Source organism: Streptomyces sp. NPDC048600 (assembly GCF_055587025.1).
In genome coordinates this window covers 33,260-51,411 of sequence record NZ_JBVJGZ010000023.1, presented here as the reverse complement: position 1 = coordinate 51,411, position 18,152 = coordinate 33,260, and the positions used below count along the sequence as shown (strand labels likewise).

General features: G+C 70.5%; 15 protein-coding genes. 1 reads left to right on the top strand and 14 read right to left on the bottom strand.

Going from position 1 to position 18,152, the window contains the following annotated elements; all coding sequences use genetic code 11:
- On the bottom strand, positions 1–672 hold the full coding sequence (lspA, locus tag ACZ6SQ_RS27460) for a signal peptidase II (protein WP_469566567.1): 672 nt from the start codon (positions 670–672) through the stop codon (positions 1–3).
- A 61-nt stretch (positions 673–733) separates the two neighbouring features.
- Positions 734–1,612: a TraR/DksA family transcriptional regulator gene (locus ACZ6SQ_RS27455; RefSeq protein ID WP_469566565.1), complete on the bottom strand. Its 879-nt coding sequence runs from the start codon at positions 1,610–1,612 to the stop codon at positions 734–736.
- 592 nt (positions 1,613–2,204) lie between these two features.
- Between ACZ6SQ_RS27455 and ileS the strand changes: the two genes are divergently transcribed.
- Positions 2,205–5,348 carry an isoleucine--tRNA ligase gene (gene ileS / locus ACZ6SQ_RS27450; RefSeq protein ID WP_469566563.1) on the top strand — a complete coding sequence of 1,048 codons (3,144 nt, stop codon included), beginning with the start codon at positions 2,205–2,207 and terminating at the stop codon, positions 5,346–5,348.
- Positions 5,349–5,713: 365 nt separating this feature from the next.
- Here ileS and ACZ6SQ_RS27445 read toward each other — a convergent pair whose 3' ends face one another.
- The 12 genes from ACZ6SQ_RS27445 to ACZ6SQ_RS27390 form a co-directional block, all read right to left on the bottom strand.
- Positions 5,714–6,865: a DivIVA domain-containing protein gene (locus tag ACZ6SQ_RS27445; RefSeq protein WP_469566561.1), complete on the bottom strand. Its 1,152-nt coding sequence runs from the start codon at positions 6,863–6,865 to the stop codon at positions 5,714–5,716.
- Positions 6,866–6,920: 55 nt separating this feature from the next.
- Entirely contained in the window at positions 6,921–7,208 is a 288-nt protein-coding gene (locus tag ACZ6SQ_RS27440; RefSeq protein WP_386380364.1) for a YggT family protein, read from the bottom strand.
- 53 nt (positions 7,209–7,261) lie between these two features.
- Positions 7,262–7,903, bottom strand: a complete 642-nt coding sequence (locus ACZ6SQ_RS27435; RefSeq protein WP_386380365.1) for a cell division protein SepF — start codon at positions 7,901–7,903, stop codon at positions 7,262–7,264.
- A gap of 128 nt (positions 7,904–8,031) precedes the next feature.
- A complete protein-coding gene (locus tag ACZ6SQ_RS27430; RefSeq protein WP_469566559.1) occupies positions 8,032–8,751 on the bottom strand; it encodes a YggS family pyridoxal phosphate-dependent enzyme in 720 nt (239 codons plus the stop codon).
- A gap of 6 nt (positions 8,752–8,757) precedes the next feature.
- Positions 8,758–9,468, bottom strand: a complete 711-nt coding sequence (gene pgeF, locus ACZ6SQ_RS27425; protein ID WP_469566557.1) for a peptidoglycan editing factor PgeF — start codon at positions 9,466–9,468, stop codon at positions 8,758–8,760.
- Between the two features lie 17 nt (positions 9,469–9,485).
- Positions 9,486–10,676 carry a cell division protein FtsZ gene (ftsZ, locus tag ACZ6SQ_RS27420; protein WP_469566555.1) on the bottom strand — a complete coding sequence of 397 codons (1,191 nt, stop codon included), beginning with the start codon at positions 10,674–10,676 and terminating at the stop codon, positions 9,486–9,488.
- Between the two features lie 279 nt (positions 10,677–10,955).
- A complete protein-coding gene (locus tag ACZ6SQ_RS27415; protein ID WP_469566553.1) occupies positions 10,956–11,750 on the bottom strand; it encodes a cell division protein FtsQ/DivIB in 795 nt (264 codons plus the stop codon).
- Between the two features lie 25 nt (positions 11,751–11,775).
- The gene (gene murG, locus ACZ6SQ_RS27410) at positions 11,776–12,873 is read right to left on the bottom strand and encodes an undecaprenyldiphospho-muramoylpentapeptide beta-N-acetylglucosaminyltransferase (RefSeq protein WP_389329596.1); all 1,098 of its coding nucleotides are present in this window, start codon (positions 12,871–12,873) and stop codon (positions 11,776–11,778) included.
- A 6-nt stretch (positions 12,874–12,879) separates the two neighbouring features.
- Positions 12,880–14,244, bottom strand: a complete 1,365-nt coding sequence (ftsW, locus tag ACZ6SQ_RS27405; RefSeq protein ID WP_469566551.1) for a putative lipid II flippase FtsW — start codon at positions 14,242–14,244, stop codon at positions 12,880–12,882.
- A gap of 20 nt (positions 14,245–14,264) precedes the next feature.
- The gene (gene murD / locus ACZ6SQ_RS27400) at positions 14,265–15,683 is read right to left on the bottom strand and encodes a UDP-N-acetylmuramoyl-L-alanine--D-glutamate ligase (protein WP_469566549.1); all 1,419 of its coding nucleotides are present in this window, start codon (positions 15,681–15,683) and stop codon (positions 14,265–14,267) included.
- On the bottom strand, positions 15,665–16,735 hold the full coding sequence (gene mraY / locus ACZ6SQ_RS27395) for a phospho-N-acetylmuramoyl-pentapeptide-transferase (RefSeq protein ID WP_469566704.1): 1,071 nt from the start codon (positions 16,733–16,735) through the stop codon (positions 15,665–15,667). The genes murD and mraY overlap by 19 nt, the downstream gene beginning before the upstream one ends.
- On the bottom strand, positions 16,735–18,150 hold the full coding sequence (locus ACZ6SQ_RS27390) for a UDP-N-acetylmuramoyl-tripeptide--D-alanyl-D-alanine ligase (protein ID WP_469566547.1): 1,416 nt from the start codon (positions 18,148–18,150) through the stop codon (positions 16,735–16,737). The genes mraY and ACZ6SQ_RS27390 overlap by 1 nt, the downstream gene beginning before the upstream one ends.
- Positions 18,151–18,152: the final 2 nt, after the last annotated feature.

Sequence of the window (18,152 nt, the reverse complement as noted above, 5' to 3'; positions counted from 1 at the left end):
TCAGTCCTTGTGGACGGTCCCGTCCGGGTCCAGGCCGCGGAAGGAGAGCAGCACGATCAGGATGCCGCCGCACACGATCGCCGAGTCGGCGAGATTGAACACGGCGAAGTGCTTGGGCGCGATGAAGTCGACGACCGCGCCCTCGAGGACGCCCGGCGCGCGGAAGATCCGGTCGGTGAGGTTGCCGAGCGCGCCGCCGAGGAGCAGCCCGAGGGCGATCGCCCAGGGCAGGCTGTAGAGCTTGCGGGCGAGCCGGAAGATCACCACGATCACGGCCGCCGCGATCAGGGTGAAGATGATCGTGAAGGCCTGGCCGAAGCCGAAGGCCGCGCCGCGGTTGCGGATGGCGTCGAACTTCAGCCACTCACCGAAGATCTCGATCGCGTCGTGGTGCTCCAGCTTCGCCACCACGATCATCTTGCTGACCAGGTCGACGAGGTAGGCGAACGCGGCGACCGCGAACAGGACGGCGATCTTGCGCCGACCCTTCGGGCGCCCGCCGTCCTCCTCCGGGGCCTGGTCGGCCTGGTCGGGGGCCTGGGAGCCGCCGGACGTGCCGGTGTCCGCGGAGGCGTCCGACCGCGCCCGCGTGCCGTCGTCATCCCGCTCCTGCGCGGCCTGTGCCGCGTCGGGAATGTCCGGCGTACCGATGATGCGCTCCGCCTCTGCCACGTGAGTCCCTCAACCTAGGTGCCTGACTGAGGACGAGGGTACGTCACGCCTCCCCGCCCGATCAGTACCGGCGTTCCTGCTTCTGCTTGCACTCCACGCACAGCGTGGCCCGCGGGAAGGCCTGCATCCTGGCCTTGCCGATGGCCTTGCCGCAGTTCTCGCACAGGCCGTAGGTGCCCGCGTCCAGCCGCTCCAGGGCCCGCTCGGACTGGATCAGCATCTCGCGCGCGTTGGCGGCCAGCGCCAGCTCGTGCTCGCGGGTGATGTTCTTCGTGCCGGTGTCGGCCTCGTCGTCGCCCGCGCCGTCGCCGGAGTCCCGCATCAGGCCCACCAGGGACTCCTCGGAGCTGGCGAGCTCGGCCTTCAGGCGCTGCATGTCGCCGGTCAGCTCCGTACGGGCCTCCTCGACCTCCTCGGCCGTCCAGGGGTCCTCCCCCGGTCGTACGGCGAGGTCGCCCGGCTCCGTCGCCGCGCCGCGCGCCTTGGGAACAGCCGTCTGCGCGGCCGTGGCCGTGCCCGGAGTCTTCTTCGCACCCATCGTGGTGGCTCCCGTCTGCTCCGCGGCCCGTGCCGCGTCCGCCTTCTTCGCCGTGCTCTTCCTGCCCGCGCCGGTGCGCTTCGCGGCGGCGGCCCTGCCCGTCGTGGCCTTCTTCGCCGCGGTCGTCCCGGCCGGTGCCTCGGCGGCCGGGGCGTCGCCGGTCCCGGTCTTCCCGTCGGCGGCCGCCTTCACCGCCGGAGCCGTCCCGTCGGCGGCCGCCTTCGCCGCGGGAGCCTTCTTGGCGGCGGCCTTCCTCGCCCCTGGCTTCCTCGCGGCGGCCTTCCCGTCGGCGGCCTTGCCGGAGGCCCCCTGCGCGCGCTTCTTCCCACCGGAGTCCTTGGCCGCTGAGCCCGTGGACCCGCCGGACGCCGACTGCTCTGCGGCGGTCTTCTTCGCCACCATGGCCGCGGCCCCTTCACATATTGTGATCTTGCTCGCGAATCGTGCTGGGACGATAAATCGACTCCGGTCCCGCGGCAACGGGGCACGCCGCCCGATTCGCCCACCCCGCGCGTGCCGCGAGGCCGGCATGCATCGGTTGTGCCCAGCTCCCCGCCGGGTAATCCGTCGGGCCGGGCCCGCGGGAACAGGGACGGGCACGCCTGGCCATTCGGGTCATCCCGGACGCATCCCGGCCCCGCCCCTGAGGGCCGGAAAAACCGGGCGGCCACTGTCCGCGCGGCGCCGTACACTGGGCGGAGCGAGAAGCGTGGATGGGGACGAGTAGCGGCGTACGCAGCCCAGAGCGACCCGGGGACGGTGGGAGCCCGGGGGCGAGCGCGACGTGAAGATCACCCCGGAGCCGCCGGAAGAACACCGTGGGAGCGCCACGGCCAGTAGACCCGGCATCGCGACCCCAATGAGGGGGCTCGCCGGAGCGCACCAGGCACCGGGGAGCCAAGGAGGGTGGTACCGCGGGAGCGCGCCGAAACCGGCGCGGAGGCTCTCGTCCCTCCGGACGGAAGGCAGCAAGTCCGCCGGAGGAAGCTCGCTGATGACATCGCCTACGTACCGCCAGGTGCCCGCCCAGGTCGACCTGCCCGCGCTCGAGCACGCCGTGCTCGACTTCTGGCGCGACCAGAAGATCTTCGCCAAGAGCCTGGAGCAGTCCGAGGGCCGCCCCGAATGGGTGTTCTACGAGGGCCCGCCCACCGCCAACGGCATGCCCGGCGCCCACCACATCGAGGCCCGTGTCTTCAAGGACGTCTTCCCGCGCTTCCGCACCATGCGCGGCTACCACGTGGCCCGCAAGGCCGGCTGGGACTGCCACGGCCTGCCGGTGGAGCTGGCGGTGGAGAAGGAGCTCGGCTTCTCCGGCAAGCAGGACATCGAGGCGTACGGCATCGCCGAGTTCAACGCCAGGTGCCGCTCGTCGGTGACCCGGCACACCGACGCCTTCGCCGAGCTGACGACCCGCATGGGGTACTGGGTCGACCTCGACGACGCCTACCGCACGATGGACCCCGAGTACATCGAATCGGTGTGGTGGTCGCTCAAGCAGATCTTCGACAAGGGCCTGCTCGTCCAGGACCACCGCGTCGCCCCCTGGTGCCCGCGCTGCGGCACGGGCCTGTCCGACCACGAGCTGGCGCAGGGCTACGAGACGGTCGTCGACCCCTCGGTCTACGTCCGCTTCCCGCTGACCTCCGGCCCGCTCGCCGGCCAGGCCTCGCTCCTGGTCTGGACGACGACCCCGTGGACCCTCGTCTCCAACACGGCCGTCGCCGCGCACCCCGAGGTCACCTACGTCGTCGCCACGAACGGCGAGGAGAAGCTCGTCGTCGCCGAGCCGCTCGTCGGCAAGGCCCTCGGCGAGGGCTGGGAGACCACCGGCGAGTCCTTCACCGGCGCCGAGATGGAGCGCTGGACCTACCAGCGCCCGTTCGAGCTGGTCGAGTTCCCGGAGCCGGCGCACTACGTGGTGAACGCCGAGTACGTGACGACCGAGGACGGCACGGGTCTGGTCCACCAGTCCCCCGCCTTCGGTGAGGACGACCTCAAGGTCTGCCGCTCCTACGGGCTGCCCGTGGTCAACCCGGTCCGCCCGGACGGCACCTTCGAGGAGGACGTGCCCCTGGTCGGCGGCGTCTTCTTCAAGAAGGCCGACGAGAAGCTCACCGAGGACCTCGGCGCGCGCGGCCTGCTCTTCCGGCACCTGCCCTACGAGCACAGCTACCCGCACTGCTGGCGCTGCCACACCGCGCTGCTCTACTACGCGCAGCCGTCCTGGTACATCCGTACGACGGCCGTCAAGGACCGGCTGATCCAGGAGAACGAGAACACCAACTGGTTCCCGGAGACGGTCAAGCACGGCCGCTTCGGCGACTGGCTGAACAACAACATCGACTGGGCGCTGTCCCGCAACCGCTACTGGGGCACCCCGCTGCCCATCTGGCGCTGCGAGAACGACCACCTCACGGTCGTCGGCTCCCGCGCCGAACTCACCGAGCTGACCGGCACCGACCAGTCGAACCTCGACCCGCACCGCCCGTTCATCGACGACGTCACCTTCGGCTGCCCGCACGAGGGCTGCGGCAGCACGGCCACGCGTGTGCCCGAGGTCATCGACGCCTGGTACGACTCGGGTTCGATGCCGTTCGCGCAGTGGGGCTACCCGTACAAGAACAAGGAGCTGTTCGAGAGCCGGTACCCGGCGCAGTTCATCTCCGAGGCCATCGACCAGACCCGCGGCTGGTTCTACACGCTGATGGCGGTCGGCACCCTGGTGTTCGACAAGTCCTCGTACGAGAACGTGGTCTGCCTCGGCCACATCCTCGCCGAGGACGGCCGCAAGATGTCCAAGCACCTGGGCAACATCCTCCAGCCGATCCCGCTGATGGACCAGCACGGCGCGGACGCGGTGCGGTGGTTCATGGCGGCCGGCGGTTCGCCCTGGGCGGCCCGGCGGGTGGGCCACGGCACGATCCAGGAGGTCGTCCGCAAGACCCTGCTGACGTACTGGAACACGGTCGCCTTCCAGGCCCTGTACGCCCGTACGTCCGGCTGGGCGCCTTCCGCGGCCGACCCGGCCCCGGCCGACCGTCCGCTGATCGACCGCTGGCTGCTGTCCGAACTCCACGCGCTCACCGACCAGGTGACGCAGTCTCTGGAGGCGTACGACACCCAGCGCGCCGGCAAGCTGCTGTCCGCGTTCGTCGACGACCTCTCCAACTGGTACGTCCGCCGCTCCCGTCGCCGCTTCTGGCAGGGCGACAAGGCGGCGCTGCGCACCCTGCACGAGGTCGTGGAGACCGTCACCAAGCTGATGGCCCCGCTGACCCCGTTCATCACCGAGCGGGTGTGGCAGGACCTGGTCGTGCCGGTGACGCCGGGCGCTCCGGAGTCGGTGCACCTGTCGTCCTGGCCCGAGGCGGACCTGTCCGCGATCGACCCCGAGCTGTCGAAGCAGATGGTGCTGGTGCGGCGGCTCGTGGAGCTGGGCCGGGCCACGCGCGCGGAGTCGGGCGTCAAGACGCGTCAGCCGTTGCGCCGCGCGCTCATCGCCGCTTCGGGCTTCGAGGCGCTCGACCCCGAACTGCACACGCAGATCACGGAGGAGCTCAACGTCGAGGGGCTGGCCTCGCTGAGCGAGGTGGGCGGCTCGCTGGTGGACACCACCGCCAAGGCCAACTTCCGCGCCCTGGGCAAGCGGTTCGGCAAGCGGGTGCAGGACGTGGCCAAGGCCGTGGCGAACGCGGACGCGGCCGCGCTGTCGCTCGCGCTGCGCGAGGGCACGGCGTCGGTGGACGTCGACGGCGAGACGGTGTCCCTGGCGCCGGACGAGGTGATCATCACCGAGACGCCGCGCGAGGGCTGGTCGGTCGCCTCCGACTCCGGTGCGACCGTCGCGCTCGACCTGGAGATCACGGAGGAGCTGCGGCGGGCCGGTCTGGCCCGTGACGCGATCCGGCTGATCCAGGAGGCCCGCAAGAACAGCGGCCTCGACGTGGCCGACCGGATCGCCCTGCGCTGGGCCTCGACGGACCCGGCGACGACGGCGGCGCTCTCCGAGCACGCGGGGCTCATCGCGGACGAGGTTCTCGCGACGGACTTCGCGCAGGGGGAGGCGGACGACAGTTTCGGATCGCCGTTCGGCGACGAGGGGTTGGCGCTCACGTTCCGGCTGCGCAAGGCGTGACGGTTCGCTCGCGCGGGCGTTGCCTGGTTCTCCGCCTGTGTGAGGCGTAACTCACGGGTGAACGGCGGCTGTTCTTCGGGCAGCCGCCGTTCTGCTTGCTCGTCGTGGTCGTCCGCGGGGCGCGTTGTGGCTTGTCGCGCAGTTCCCCGCGCCCCTTGAAAGCGCGGCAGTTGGGCCGCTGCACCTCGCCGGGAACTGTCGCTCGCCGCCTGTTGCGCAGTTCCCCGCGCCCCTTAGAAGCGGGGCAGTTGGGCCGCTGTACCTTGCTGGGAACTGTCAACGCGCATAAAAGGGGCGGGCCCCGGAATCATCCGGGGCCCGCCCCTTTTTGAACGCTGCCGACGCCTACGGCGTACTCAGGACTGTCAGTTGTCGTCCTCGTCGATCAGGAAGCCACGCATCGGCGACGGCGCCTGACCCATCGGGGACGGACCCTGCGGGCGGACCGGAGCCATGGGCTGGGTCATCGCGGGGGACATCTGCTGCTGACCGCCGTAGGACGGCGCCGGCGGGACCGGAGGGCCGCCCATCGGACCGTTGCCACCGTAGGACGGGGCGCCCGCGCCGGCCGGTGCCATGGAAGGCGCCGGGGACGGCGGAAGGGACGCGGCCGCCGGGGTGCGCGGCGGGGCGAGGGAGTCGTCGGCCTGGGTCTCCAGCTGGCGCAGCTGCGACTCCAGGTACGACTTCAGGCGCGTGCGGTACTCGCGCTCGAAGCCGCGCAGGTCCTCGACCTTGCGCTCCAGCGTGGCGCGGGCGGACTCCAGGGAGCCCATCGCGACGCGGTGCTTCTCCTGCGCGTCCCGCTCCAGGGCGTCGGCCTTGGCACGGGCGTCACGCTCCAGGCCCTCGGCGCGGCTGCGGGCCTCGCCGACGATCTTGTTCGCCTCGGAGCGGGCCTCGGCGATCGCCTGGTCGGCGGTCTGCTGGGCCAGCGAGAGAACACGCGCGGCGCTGTCGCCACCGGGCGCACTGCCCATGGGGCCACCCATCGGACCGGGACCCTGACCCATGGGGCCGCCCATCGGACCGCCCATGGGGCCACCCATCGGACCGCCCATCTGCTGCGGCATGGGGGGCTGGCCCATCGGACCGGGACCCTGACCCATCGGACCGGGACCCTGACCCATGGGGCCGGGACCCTGCGGGCCCTGCCCACCGGGGCCGGGGGGCAGCTGCGGGGCACCGCTCGGCAGCTGGGGCGGGCCACCCATGGGGCCACCCATCTGCTGCTGCGGCGGGCCCGATATGCCGGCGGGCACCGGGGCGCCGGGGCCTCGCATGCCCTGCGGCGGCCCGTCCTGCTCCGGAGGCTTACGCATGTTCTGCTGGTTCTGGGCAGCAGCACGCGTGGCAGCGGCCAGCTTGGCGCGCAGGTCCTCGTTCTCGCGGAGCAGACGAGTCAGTTCGGCTTCGACCTCGTCGAGGAAGGCATCGACCTCGTCCTCGTCATAGCCTTCTCGGAGGCGGACGGTCGTGAACTGCTTGTTCCGCACGTCCTCGGGGGTCAACGGCATCTCTTCACCTCAACGTAGTCGTCGGCAGTCGGCAGGACCGTATCTGTCACATCGGTCACATCGCGCTCCGTACGAGCGTGATCAGGATATAGACGATGATCATCAGTACGAAGAAGGACAGGTCGAGCGCCACGCCCCCGAGACGCAACGGCGGGATGACCCGCCGCAGAAGCTTGAGCGGTGGATCGGTGACAGTGTAGGTGGCCTCCAGAACGACCACCATCGCCTTGCCTGGTTGCCACGAGCGGGCGAACTGGAAGACGTAGTCCATGACCAGTCGGAAGATCAGCACGATGAGGAACACCATCAGCGCGATGTAAAGAACCTGCAAGGCCACGCTCATGTCTGGTGCTTCCCTCTCCCCTGTTTCCGTGCGTTTCGTTCCGGTGGTGCGTCTCAGCTCTGGTTGAAGAACCCGCCCTCTGCGATACGGGCCTTGTCCTCAGCCGTGACATCGACGTTAGCAGGCGACAACAGAAACACCTTCTGCGTCACCCGCTCGATGCTGCCGTGAAGACCAAACACCAAACCGGCAGCAAAGTCGACAAGTCGCTTCGCGTCTGTGTCGTCCATCTCAGTCAGATTCATGATCACCGGGGTGCCCTCACGGAAGTGTTCCCCGATGGTACGGGCCTCGTTGTAGGTCCGCGGGTGAAGCGTGGTGATCCGGTAAGGCTCTCGTTCCGACACGACCTTGGGCATGATCACCGGCGCGTTCTTCTCCAGGCTCTGACGTTCTTGTGTGATGGACGCCACGGGTGCGATGCGTGCCGGGCGGCCGGATTCCGCGGGGAGCGAAGCCGATCGGGCCATCGGTTCGCGCGGCGCGGGCGGCTGCACGATTCGCACCTCTTCGTCCCTTTGGGACTGATGTGCTACATGTGCCTGATGTGACGGCTCGTGCCGCCTGTGGTCCCGCTCGGGCTCCGGGTCGAGCTCGGGCTCGAAGTCGTCATCGGGGTCGAAACCCCGGCCGTCGTACCCATCGTCCTCCACGAGGCCGAGGTAGACCGCCATCTTGCGCATCGCGCCGGCCATGCTCTGAGTCCTCCGCTCTGTGGTGGATCTGCTGACGACCGCCAAGTGGTCGCGATCCACGAGGTCGTTGTGCCGCCTTTCGGCGGAAATGACCATATTTTCTGCTGTGGTCCGACTTCCTGGCGACGTTACCCGAGCCCGGCGCGGACTCCGAGTACCGCAGTGCCGACGCGTACATGTGTCGCTCCGGCCGCCACGGCCTCCTCGAGGTCCGCACTCATTCCTGCCGAGACCATGTTCGCAGCCGGATGAGCTCGGCGCAGGACAGTCGACAAATCCATCAACCGCTCGAACGCCGCACGTTGACGACCCGCGTACTCCCCGGTCAGCGGGGCGACGGTCATCAGTCCGCCGAGCCGCAGTCCGGGTGAGCCGGCGACGAGGTCGGCCAACTCTGCGATTCCGCCGGGGGCGACACCGCCCCGCTCCCCCCGGCCGCTCTCCCCCGCGTCGAGCGCGACCTGGATCAGACAGCCGAGCTCGCGCTCCGCCCGCACGGCCTCCCTGGAGAGCCCGGTCACCAGCCGGTCCCGGTCGACGGACTGCACGACATCCGCGTAACCGGCCACGGACCGCACCTTGTTGGTCTGCAACTGGCCCACGAAGTGCCAGGTAAGGGGCAGATCCGAACATTCGGCGGCTTTCGGTGCGGCGTCCTGGTCGCGGTTCTCGGCGACGTGCCGCACACCGAGCTCCGACAGGATCCGCACATCGCTCGCCGGGTAGGTCTTGGTGACGACGATCAGCGTCACCTCGTCGCGTCCGCGTCCGGCGGCCGCACAGGCCGCCGCGATCCGCTCCTCCACTTTCGCCAGATTCGCGGCGAGTTCGTCCTTACGGTCCGTCATGCCCCATCAGTCCAGCCAGACATATCCCGCGAGTCGCCCCGTGGAGCGGTCGCGGCGGTACGAGAAGTGGTCCCCCGACTCCAGCGTGCACACCGGGGACTGCGCCCGGTCGCACACCCCGAGCCGGTCGAGCTGGGCGTGCACTCCGGCGGCCACGTCCACCGCGGGTGTGCCCCAGCTGGTCCCGGCGTGCGCCGCCGGTTCCACGGCGGCCACCTCGGCGCGCATCGCCTCGGGCACCTCGTAGCACCGGCCGCACACCGAGGGTCCGGTGCGGGCGACGATCCGCGCGGGGTCGGCGCCGAGTCCGGTCATCGCGCGGACGGCGGCCGGGACCACCCCGGCGATCATGCCGGGCCGGCCCGCATGGGCCGCGGCGACCACACCCGCGACCGGGTCGGCCAGCAGGACCGGCACACAGTCCGCGGTCAGGACCGCGAGGGCGAGTCCGCGCCGGTTCGTGACCAACGCGTCCACCTCGGGGATCTCGGCGCCGGCCGGCCAGGGTCCGTCGACCACGGCCACGTCCGCGCCGTGCACCTGCCGCATCCAGACCACCCGCGCGGGCTCGACGCCCAGCGACTTGGCGGCCAGGTCCCGGTTGGTGCGCACCGCCTCCGGGTCGTCACCGACGGCGCCGCCCAGATTGAGCTCCTCATACGGAGCGGCGCTCACCCCGCCCCACCTGTCGGTGAAGGCGAAGTGCGCGCCGCTCACGCTCTCGCGCTGTCCTATCACTTGAGGAAGTCCGGCACGTCCAGCTCCTCGGCGGCGCTGTCGGAGTAGCTCCGCGACGGCGGGACCGGCGGGGCGACCGGGAGGTCGGCCACCGGCTCGGGCGTGGGCTCCGGCTCCTCCTTCGGCTTGACGCTGCCGAGCGAGCCGAAGGACGGGCGGGTCTCCGGCTGCCGGGCCGGCACGGGCTCCTCGCGCTTGGCCGAGGACGAGCCGAGCACGTTGTCCCGGCGGGCCGGGGGCTGGCCCCCGTCGAAGCCGGCCGCGATGACCGTGACGCGCACCTCGTCGCCGAGGGCGTCGTCGATGACCGCGCCGAAGATGATGTTGGCCTCGGGGTGGGCGGCCTCGCTGACCAGCTGGGCGGCCTCGTTGATCTCGAACAGACCGAGGTCGGAGCCGCCGGAGATGGACAGCAGCACGCCGCGGGCGCCGTCGATCGAGGCCTCCAGCAGCGGCGAGGAGATCGCCATCTCGGCCGCGGCCACCGCACGGTCGTCGCCGCGGGCCGAGCCGATGCCCATGAGGGCCGATCCGGCCTCGGACATGACCGACTTCACGTCGGCGAAGTCGAGGTTGATCAGACCGGGCGTCGTGATGAGGTCGGTGATGCCCTGAACACCGGAGAGCAGGACCTGGTCCGCCGACTTGAAGGCGTCGAGGACGGAGACCTGGCGGTCCGAGATGGACAGCAGCCGGTCGTTCGGGATGACGATGAGGGTGTCGACCTCCTCGCGGAGCTCGGCGATGCCGTCCTCGGCCTGGTTCGCGCGGCGCCGTCCCTCGAAGGTGAACGGGCGCGTGACCACGCCGATGGTGAGCGCGCCGAGCGAGCGCGCGATGTTGGCCACGACGGGCGCGCCGCCGGTGCCGGTACCGCCGCCCTCGCCGGCCGTCACGAAGACCATGTCGGCCCCCTTGAGGACCTCCTCGATCTCCTCGCGGTGGTCCTCGGCGGCCTTGCGGCCGACGGCCGGGTTGGCTCCGGCGCCGAGTCCGCGGGTGAGTTCACGGCCGACGTCCAGCTTGACGTCGGCGTCGCTCATCAACAGAGCTTGCGCGTCGGTGTTGATGGCGATGAACTCGACGCCCTTGAGACCGACCTCGATCATCCGGTTGATGGCATTGACACCACCGCCGCCGACACCGATGACCTTGATGACTGCGAGGTAGTTCTGCGGTGCTGCCACGTCGAAGGCCTCTCGCCTCGAATTACGTCGTCGCCGCCGTACGGTGGCCCGTACCGGGACGACAGATGCCGAATGGGACGGTCCGTAACGCCGACCCGAACCCTAAACCTGAAGTTTAGGGTTACCAGTGTGTCTGTTCCTTGGAGTCTTCTGAACGAGACACTAAGTCGACAAGTGGCGCGCGTTCAACGAACACGCCGAACCTCCCGTTTTTCTTTTCACCCTATGTGATCAGCCGTAGCGATGCCCAACCAGGGTGCTGGCCTGCGCTGATGTGCGTCAACTTCCTGATGACACGGGGGCCGTGGGGACGCTGACGTCGAAGTGCCGCGCGCCGGGGGCCGCTTTCATCAGCGCGGAGAGCGTGCGGGCCTTAGCATGCCCCTTCTCGGAGCTCCCCCAGGCGACCGTCCGCCCGCCGCTCAACTCCAGTGAGATGGCGTCGAAGGAGCGCACCTCGACGACCCGGGTGTCGCGGGCGACCGCGGGCGGCAGGGCACGGGCCACCCGGACCGCCTCACGGGTCAGCCGGCCCTCGTCGAAACGGCGCAGACTGGCGGCCGCCGAACTGGACCGGGAAACGGTCAATTCCAGGACGGGAACCCCTTTTGGGGCTTCGGAAACCGTGGCGAAACGGACGCCTTCATCGTCCACTTCGATGAACTTTCCGCCGTTTTCCACCAGCAGAACCGGAGTACGCTCAACCACTTTCAGGCTGATTCCGTCCGGCCAGGAACGGACCACGTCGACCGTGTCGATCCGGGGCAATTCCCGCCGCAGCCGGGCCTCGACGGCGTCGGTGTCGACCGAGACCAGCGGATCCCCGACCGGCACCTCGGCGGCCTCGGTCACCTGCCGCGGCGCGAGCACCTGGGTGCCGGAGACGGTGACCCGCTCGACGCGCAGCCACTGCGAGCCGTACAGCAGCCAGACGGAGCCCGCCGAGAGCAGGACGACGAGGGCGGCCCCGGCGAGCGCCAGCCGGAGCCTGCGGCGCGCGAGACGCCGCGCGGGGGGCGGGCCGGACGACTCCTGCTGGCGGTCACCGCGCTCGGCGGTGGTCGATCCGGCCACACTCCCTGCCTTCCGTCATCTGCGCCTAGTGGTGTGCACGACGGGCGGCGATCGCCTCGTACACCATGCCGACGAGCAGTTCGTCGGCGTCGCGCCGGCCGAACTCCCCGGCGGCGCGGGACATCTCGTACAGCCGGTGCGGGTCACCGAGCACGGGCAGAACGTTGCGCTGCACCCACTCGGGGGTCAGCTCCGCGTCGTCGACCAGCAGACCGCCGCCGGCCTTGACCACCGGCTGGGCGTTGAGCCGCTGCTCACCGTTACCGATGGGCAGCGGCACGTAGGCGGCCGGGAGTCCGACGGCGGAGAGCTCGGCGACGGTCATCGCGCCCGCGCGGCAGAGCATCATGTCGGCCGCGGCGTACGCGAGATCCATCCGGTCCAGGTAACTTACCGGGATGTAGGGGGGCATTCCCGGCATCTGGTGCACCTGCGGCAGTTCGTTCTTCGGACCGACCGCGTGCAGGACCTGGATGCCCGCCTGCTGGAGCCACGGGGCGACCTGCTGGACGACCTCGTTCAGCCGGCGCGCGCCCTGCGAGCCGCCGGAGACCAGCAGCGTCGGCAGGTTCGGGTCCAGCCCGAAGGCGGCACGGGCCTCCGGGCGCATCGCGGCGCGGTCCAGCGTGGCGATGGCGCGGCGCAGCGGGATGCCGATGTAGCGGGCGTCGCGCAGCTTGCTGTCCGGCGTGGAGACGGCGACCCGGGCCGCGTACCGCGAGCCGATCTTGTTGGCCAGGCCCGGCCGGGCGTTCGCCTCGTGGATCACGATCGGCACACCGAGGCGCTTGGCGGCCAGATAGCCGGGCAGCGCCACATAGCCGCCGAAGCCGACGACGGCGTCCGCCCTGGTGCGCTCCAGGATCTGCTCGGCAGCCTTGATCGTGCCGCGCAGCCGTCCGGGGACGGTGATCAGCTCGGGCGTGGGCTTGCGGGGCAGGGGCACGGCCGGGATCAGCGCGAGCTCGTAGCCTCGCTCGGGCACCAGCCGGGTCTCCAGACCCCGCTCCGTGCCGAGGGCCGTGATCCCCACGGCCGGGTCCTGCCTGCGCAGGGCGTCCGCGAGGGCGAGCGCAGGCTCGATGTGGCCGGCGGTCCCCCCACCGGCGAGTACGACATGCACCGAAATTCACCGCTCTCCGGACGAACGCGCGGATACGCGCCGTCGCATCGTGTTCCACCTCCGGGGACTCCTGACGGACCCGGAGACCCCCGTCCCCCGCTTTCTACCAAAGCGAGGTTGCCGCATCGCAAGCGCCGCCCGCGCAGCGGGGTCGTCGCGTGCGAAGGCGATCAGCAACCCGATGGCGAACATGGTCGGCAGCAGGGCGGATCCTCCGTAGGAGAACAGCGGGAGGGGGACACCGGCGATCGGCAGCAGGCCGAGCACCGCACCCATGTTGATCACGGCCTGGGCCGTGATCCAGGTGGTCACACCTCCCGCGGCATACCTGACGAAGGGGTCCTCCGTACGTCCGGCCACGCGGATACCCGCATAGCCTAGAGCGGCGAACAGGGCGAGCACCGACAGCGTCCCCGCCAGTCCCAGTTCCTCACCGGTGACGGCGAAGATGAAGTCGGTGTGCGCTTCGGGGAGTTGGCCCCATTTCTCCACACTCGCACCCAGTCCGGATCCGAAGATCCCGCCGGAGGCCAGGGCGTAGATGCCGTGCACGGCCTGCCAGCAGTCGACCGGACCGGACTGCGGCTCGGTGGCCCCGAGGCAGGCCAGCCGGGCCATACGGTTGGCGCTGGACCGGATGAGGACGACGCCGATCAGGGCCGCGACCGACAGCACCCCGACGAACAGCCGGGTGGGCGCCCCGGCCAGCCACAGCAGGCCGAACAGGATGGCGGTCAGGATGATCGCCGTGCCCATGTCGCCGCCGAGCATGATCAGCCCGAGCACCAGGAAGGCCACGGGCACGAGCGGCACCAGCATGTGCTTCCACTGCGTGAGCAGCTTCTTGTCCTGCTTGCGGGCCAGCAGATCGGCGCCCCACAGCACCAGCGCGAGCTTGCCGAACTCGCTGGGCTGGAGCTGGAAGGGGCCGCCGACGGAGATCCAGTTCTGGTTGCCGTTGACCGACATCCCTATCCCCGGCACCTGCACCAGCGCCATCAGGAAGACCGCGCCCGCGAGGATCGGGTAGGCCAGCGCCCGGTGCAGTTTGACGGGCATCCGCGAGGCCAGCAGCAGCAGCGCGCCGCCGAGCACCGCCGCCAGCAGCTGCTTGCGGAAGAAGTAGGAGCCCGGCAGGGACATCTGGAGCGCCTTGATCTGGGAGGCCGAGTAGACCATCACCAGGCCGAGCACGATGATCAGCAGGCTGCCGCCGAGGATCAGGTAGTACGCGGTCAGCGGCCGGTCCCAGGCCCTGTGGGCACGCGTGTAGAGCCGCAGGAGCGGATTGTCGCGCGGGGGGCGCGGGGCGGCGGGCCGGGCGGCCTGCCGCTGGACGGGCGGCCTGCCGCCGGTACGGCTACTGGGCATCAGCGCCTCCGCTACGTCGGTCAGGCGCCGAGTTCGCGAACCGCCTCCGCGAACGCGTCACCGCGCTTGTTGTAGTTGGCGAACATGTCCATGGAGGCGCAGGCGGGGGCCAGCAGCACGGTGTCGCCCGGCTGTGCGAGCCGCTGGGCCTCCTGGACGGCCTGGAGCATCGCCCCAGTGTCGGTCCGGTCGAGGTCGACCACGGGTACTTCCGGGGCGTGTCGCGCGAGGGCCTCGCGGATCAGCGCCCGATCGGCACCGATCAGGACGACACCCCGCAGCCGCTTCGCCGAGGCCGCGACGAGTTCGTCGAAGGTGGCACCCTTGGCGAGTCCGCCGGCGATCCACACGATGGAGTCGTAGGCCGCCAACGAGGCCTGGGCGGCGTGCGTGTTGGTGGCCTTGGAGTCGTCCACGTAGCCGACACCGTCCACATCGGCCACGTGCGCGATGCGGTGGGCGTCCGGGGTGAAGGCGCGCAGTCCGTCACGCACGGCCCTGGCGGGCACCCCGAACGCGCGCGCGAGGGCCGCCGCGGCAAGGGCGTTGGCGACGTTGTGCGGGGCCGGCGGGTTCACGTCGGAGACCGCGGCCAGCTCCTGGGCGTTCTTCTGGCGGTTCTCCACGAAGGCGCGGTCGACCAGGATGCCGTCCACCACGCCGAGTTGGGAGGGGCCGGGGGTGCCGAGGGTGAAGCCGATCGCCCGGCAGCCCTCCTCGACGTCGGCCTCGCGCACCAGGTCCTCGGTGGCCTTGTCGGCGACGTTGTAGACACAGGCGACCCGGTTGCCCTCGTAGATCCGGCCCTTGTCGCGGGCGTACGCCTCCATGGAGCCGTGCCAGTCGAGGTGGTCCGGGGCGAGGTTGAGGACCGCCGCGGAGTGGGCGCGCAGCGAGGGCGCCCAGTGCAGCTGGTAGCTCGACAGCTCCACGGCGAGGACGTCGTAGCGCTCCTTGCCGAGGACCGCGTCCAGCAGCGAGACGCCGATGTTGCCGACGGCCGCCGTGCGCAGGCCCGCCGCCCCGAGGATGGCGGCGAGCATCTGCGTGGTGGTGGTCTTGCCGTTGGTGCCGGTGACGCAGAGCCAGGGGGCGGCGTCCGGGCCCCGCAGCCGCCAGGCCAGTTCGACGTCGCCCCAGATCTCGACACCGGCCTCGTGGGCCGCGGTGAACAGCGGCTTGTCCGGCTTCCAGCCGGGGGCGGTGACGATCAGCTCGGTGCCTTCGGGCAGGGTCGCCCCGTCACCGAGGCGCACGGTGACGCCCAGCGCCTCGAGTTCGGCGGCCTGGGCGCGGGCCCGCTCGTCGTCGCCGTCGTTGACGACGGTGACCCTCGCGCCGAGCCCGTGCAGCACCTTGGCCGCCGGGACGCCGGAGACGCCGAGCCCGGCGACGGTGACGTTCTTCCCCTGCCAGTCGGTCACTTGTCCGCTGCCCATCCCGCGTAGAAGAGGCCCAGTCCGACGATCACACAGATGCCCTGGATGATCCAGAAACGGACCACGACGAGCACCTCGGACCAGCCCTTGAGTTCGAAGTGGTGCTGGAGCGGCGCCATCCGGAAGACGCGCTTCCCGGTGAGCCGGAAGGAGCCGACCTGGATGACCACCGACATGGTGATGAGGACGAACAGGCCGCCGAGGATGGCGATCAGCAGCTCGGTGCGGGAGCAGATCGCGAGACCGGCGAGCACACCGCCGAGCGCCAGCGAACCGGTGTCGCCCATGAAGATCTTGGCCGGCGAGGTGTTCCACCACAGGAAGCCGAGGCAGGCGCCCATCAGCGCGGAGGCGACCACCGCGAGGTCGAGCGGATCGCGCACCTCGTAGCAGGCGCCCGGGTTGGTGAGCGTCTGCGCGTTGGCGCAGGACTCCTGGAACTGCCAGACGCCGATGAAGGTGTAGGCACCGAAGACGAGGACCGAGGCGCCGGTGGCGAGGCCGTCGAGGCCGTCGGTGAGGTTCACGCCGTTCGACATCGCGAGGATCATGAACAGCGCCCAGAGGACGAACAGCACCGGGCCGATGGTCCAGCCGAAGTCGGTGATGAACGACAGCTTGGTGGAGGCCGGGGTGTTGCCGCGGTTGTCCGCGAACTGGAGCGAGAGCACGGCGAAGCCGATGCCGACGATGAGCTGGCCGGCCATCTTCGCCTTGGCGCGCAGACCGAGCGAACGCCGCTTGACGATCTTGATGTAGTCGTCCAGGAAGCCGACCAGGCCCATGCCGACCATCAGGCCCAGCACCAGCAGGCCGGAGAAGGTCACCGAGTAGCCGGTGATGATCTTGGACAGGAAGTACGCGGCGACCGTGGCCAGGATGAAGGCGATACCGCCCATGGTCGGCGTACCGCGCTTGCTGGCGTGCTCGCGGGGGCCGTCGTCACGGATGTACTGGCCGTAGCCCTTGCGGGCGAGCAGCTTGATCAGCAGCGGAGTGCCGGCCAGGGTCAGGAACAGACCGAGGACTCCCGCGAACAGGATCTGCTTCATCATCGGGCGGAAACCTCACCCTCGGCACCGGTCTCGACGAGCGCCTGGGCAACGCTCTCCAGACCGACCGAACGGGACGCCTTCACGAGTACGACGTCCCCCGGGCGCAGCTCGCTGCGCAACAGGTCGACCGCCGCCTGTGCGTCGGACACGTGCACCGACTCCTCACCCCACGAACCCTCGTTATATGCGCCCAGTTGCAGCCAGGCGGCTTCCCTGCCCCCGACCGCGACGAGCTTGCTGACGTTGAGCCGGACGGCGAGCCGCCCGACCGCGTCGTGCTCGGCGAGCGCCTCGTCCCCGAGCTCGGCCATCTTGCCGAGCACCGCCCAGGTCCGCCGCCCCTTGCCCATCGCCGCGAGCGCGCGCAGCGCGGCTCGCATGGACTCGGGGTTCGCGTTGTAGGCGTCGTTGACGATCGTCACGCCGTCCGGGCGCTCGGTGACCTCCATGCGCCACCGGGAGAGGGTGCCCGCCGAGGAGAGCGCGGTGGCGATCTCTTCCGCGGACATGCCCAGCTCATGGGCGACGGCGGCCGCGGCGAGCGCGTTCGACACGTGATGCTCACCGTACAGGCGCATGGTCACATCGCTTGCACCGGAGGGTGTGTGAAGCCTGAAGGAGGGCTGTCCGCTGTCCGTGAGTCGTACGTTCTCGGCGCGTACGTCCGCTTCGTCGCTCTCGCCGAAGAGGACCACCCGGGCCTTGGTCCGGGAGGCCATGGCGCGTACGAGGGGGTCGTCGGCGTTGAGGACGGCCGTACCGCCCTCCTCCGCCGGGGGAAGGGCCTCGACGAGTTCGCCCTTGGCCTCGGCGATCTGCTCGCGGCCGCCGAACTCGCCGATGTGGGCGGTGCCCACGTTCAGCACCAGGCCGATCCTCGGGGGCGTCAGACCGGCGAGGTAGCGGATGTGGCCGATGCCGCGGGCGCCCATCTCCAGGACGAGGAACCGGGTCTCCTCGGTGGCGCTCAGCGCGGTCAGCGGCAGACCGATCTCGTTGTTCAGCGAGCCGGGCGTCCACACGGTGGGCGCCTTGTGCTGGAGCACCTGGGCGATCAGGTCCTTGGTGCTGGTCTTGCCGGCCGAGCCGGTGAGGGCGACGAGGGTGGCGCCGAGCCGGGTCACGACGTGCCGGGCGAGGGCGCCGAGCGCCGCCTGCACGTCGTCGACGACGATCGCGGGCACTCCGACCGGCCGGGAGGCCAGTACGGCGGCCGCGCCCGCCTCGACGACGGCCGGTGCGAAGTCGTGGCCGTCGACCCGTTCGCCGACGAAGGCGACGAACAGGCTGCCGGGCACCACCTCACGGGAGTCCCGGACGACCGGCCCGGTGACCTGCACGGCCGTATCCGGTATGTCGTACGTCTGCCCGCCGACGACTGCTGCGATCTCGGCGAGGGAGAGGGCGATCACAA

Bases quoted from the DNA above. Each gene is read 5' to 3' on its own strand.
- ACZ6SQ_RS27445 (WP_469566561.1), bottom strand. From the start codon at position 6,865: ATGCCGTTGACCCCCGAGGACGTGCGGAACAAGCAGTTCACGACCGTC.
- ileS (WP_469566563.1), top strand. From the start codon at position 2,205: ATGACATCGCCTACGTACCGCCAGGTGCCCGCCCAGGTCGACCTGCCC.
- ACZ6SQ_RS27440 (WP_386380364.1), bottom strand. From the start codon at position 7,208: ATGAGCGTGGCCTTGCAGGTTCTTTACATCGCGCTGATGGTGTTCCTC.
- mraY (WP_469566704.1), bottom strand. From the start codon at position 16,735: ATGAAGCAGATCCTGTTCGCGGGAGTCCTCGGTCTGTTCCTGACCCTG.
- ACZ6SQ_RS27435 (WP_386380365.1), bottom strand. From the start codon at position 7,903: ATGGCCGGCGCGATGCGCAAGATGGCGGTCTACCTCGGCCTCGTGGAG.
- ACZ6SQ_RS27455 (WP_469566565.1), bottom strand. From the start codon at position 1,612: ATGGTGGCGAAGAAGACCGCCGCAGAGCAGTCGGCGTCCGGCGGGTCC.
- murD (WP_469566549.1), bottom strand. From the start codon at position 15,683: ATGGGCAGCGGACAAGTGACCGACTGGCAGGGGAAGAACGTCACCGTC.
- ACZ6SQ_RS27430 (WP_469566559.1), bottom strand. From the start codon at position 8,751: ATGACGGACCGTAAGGACGAACTCGCCGCGAATCTGGCGAAAGTGGAG.
- ftsW (WP_469566551.1), bottom strand. From the start codon at position 14,244: ATGCCCAGTAGCCGTACCGGCGGCAGGCCGCCCGTCCAGCGGCAGGCC.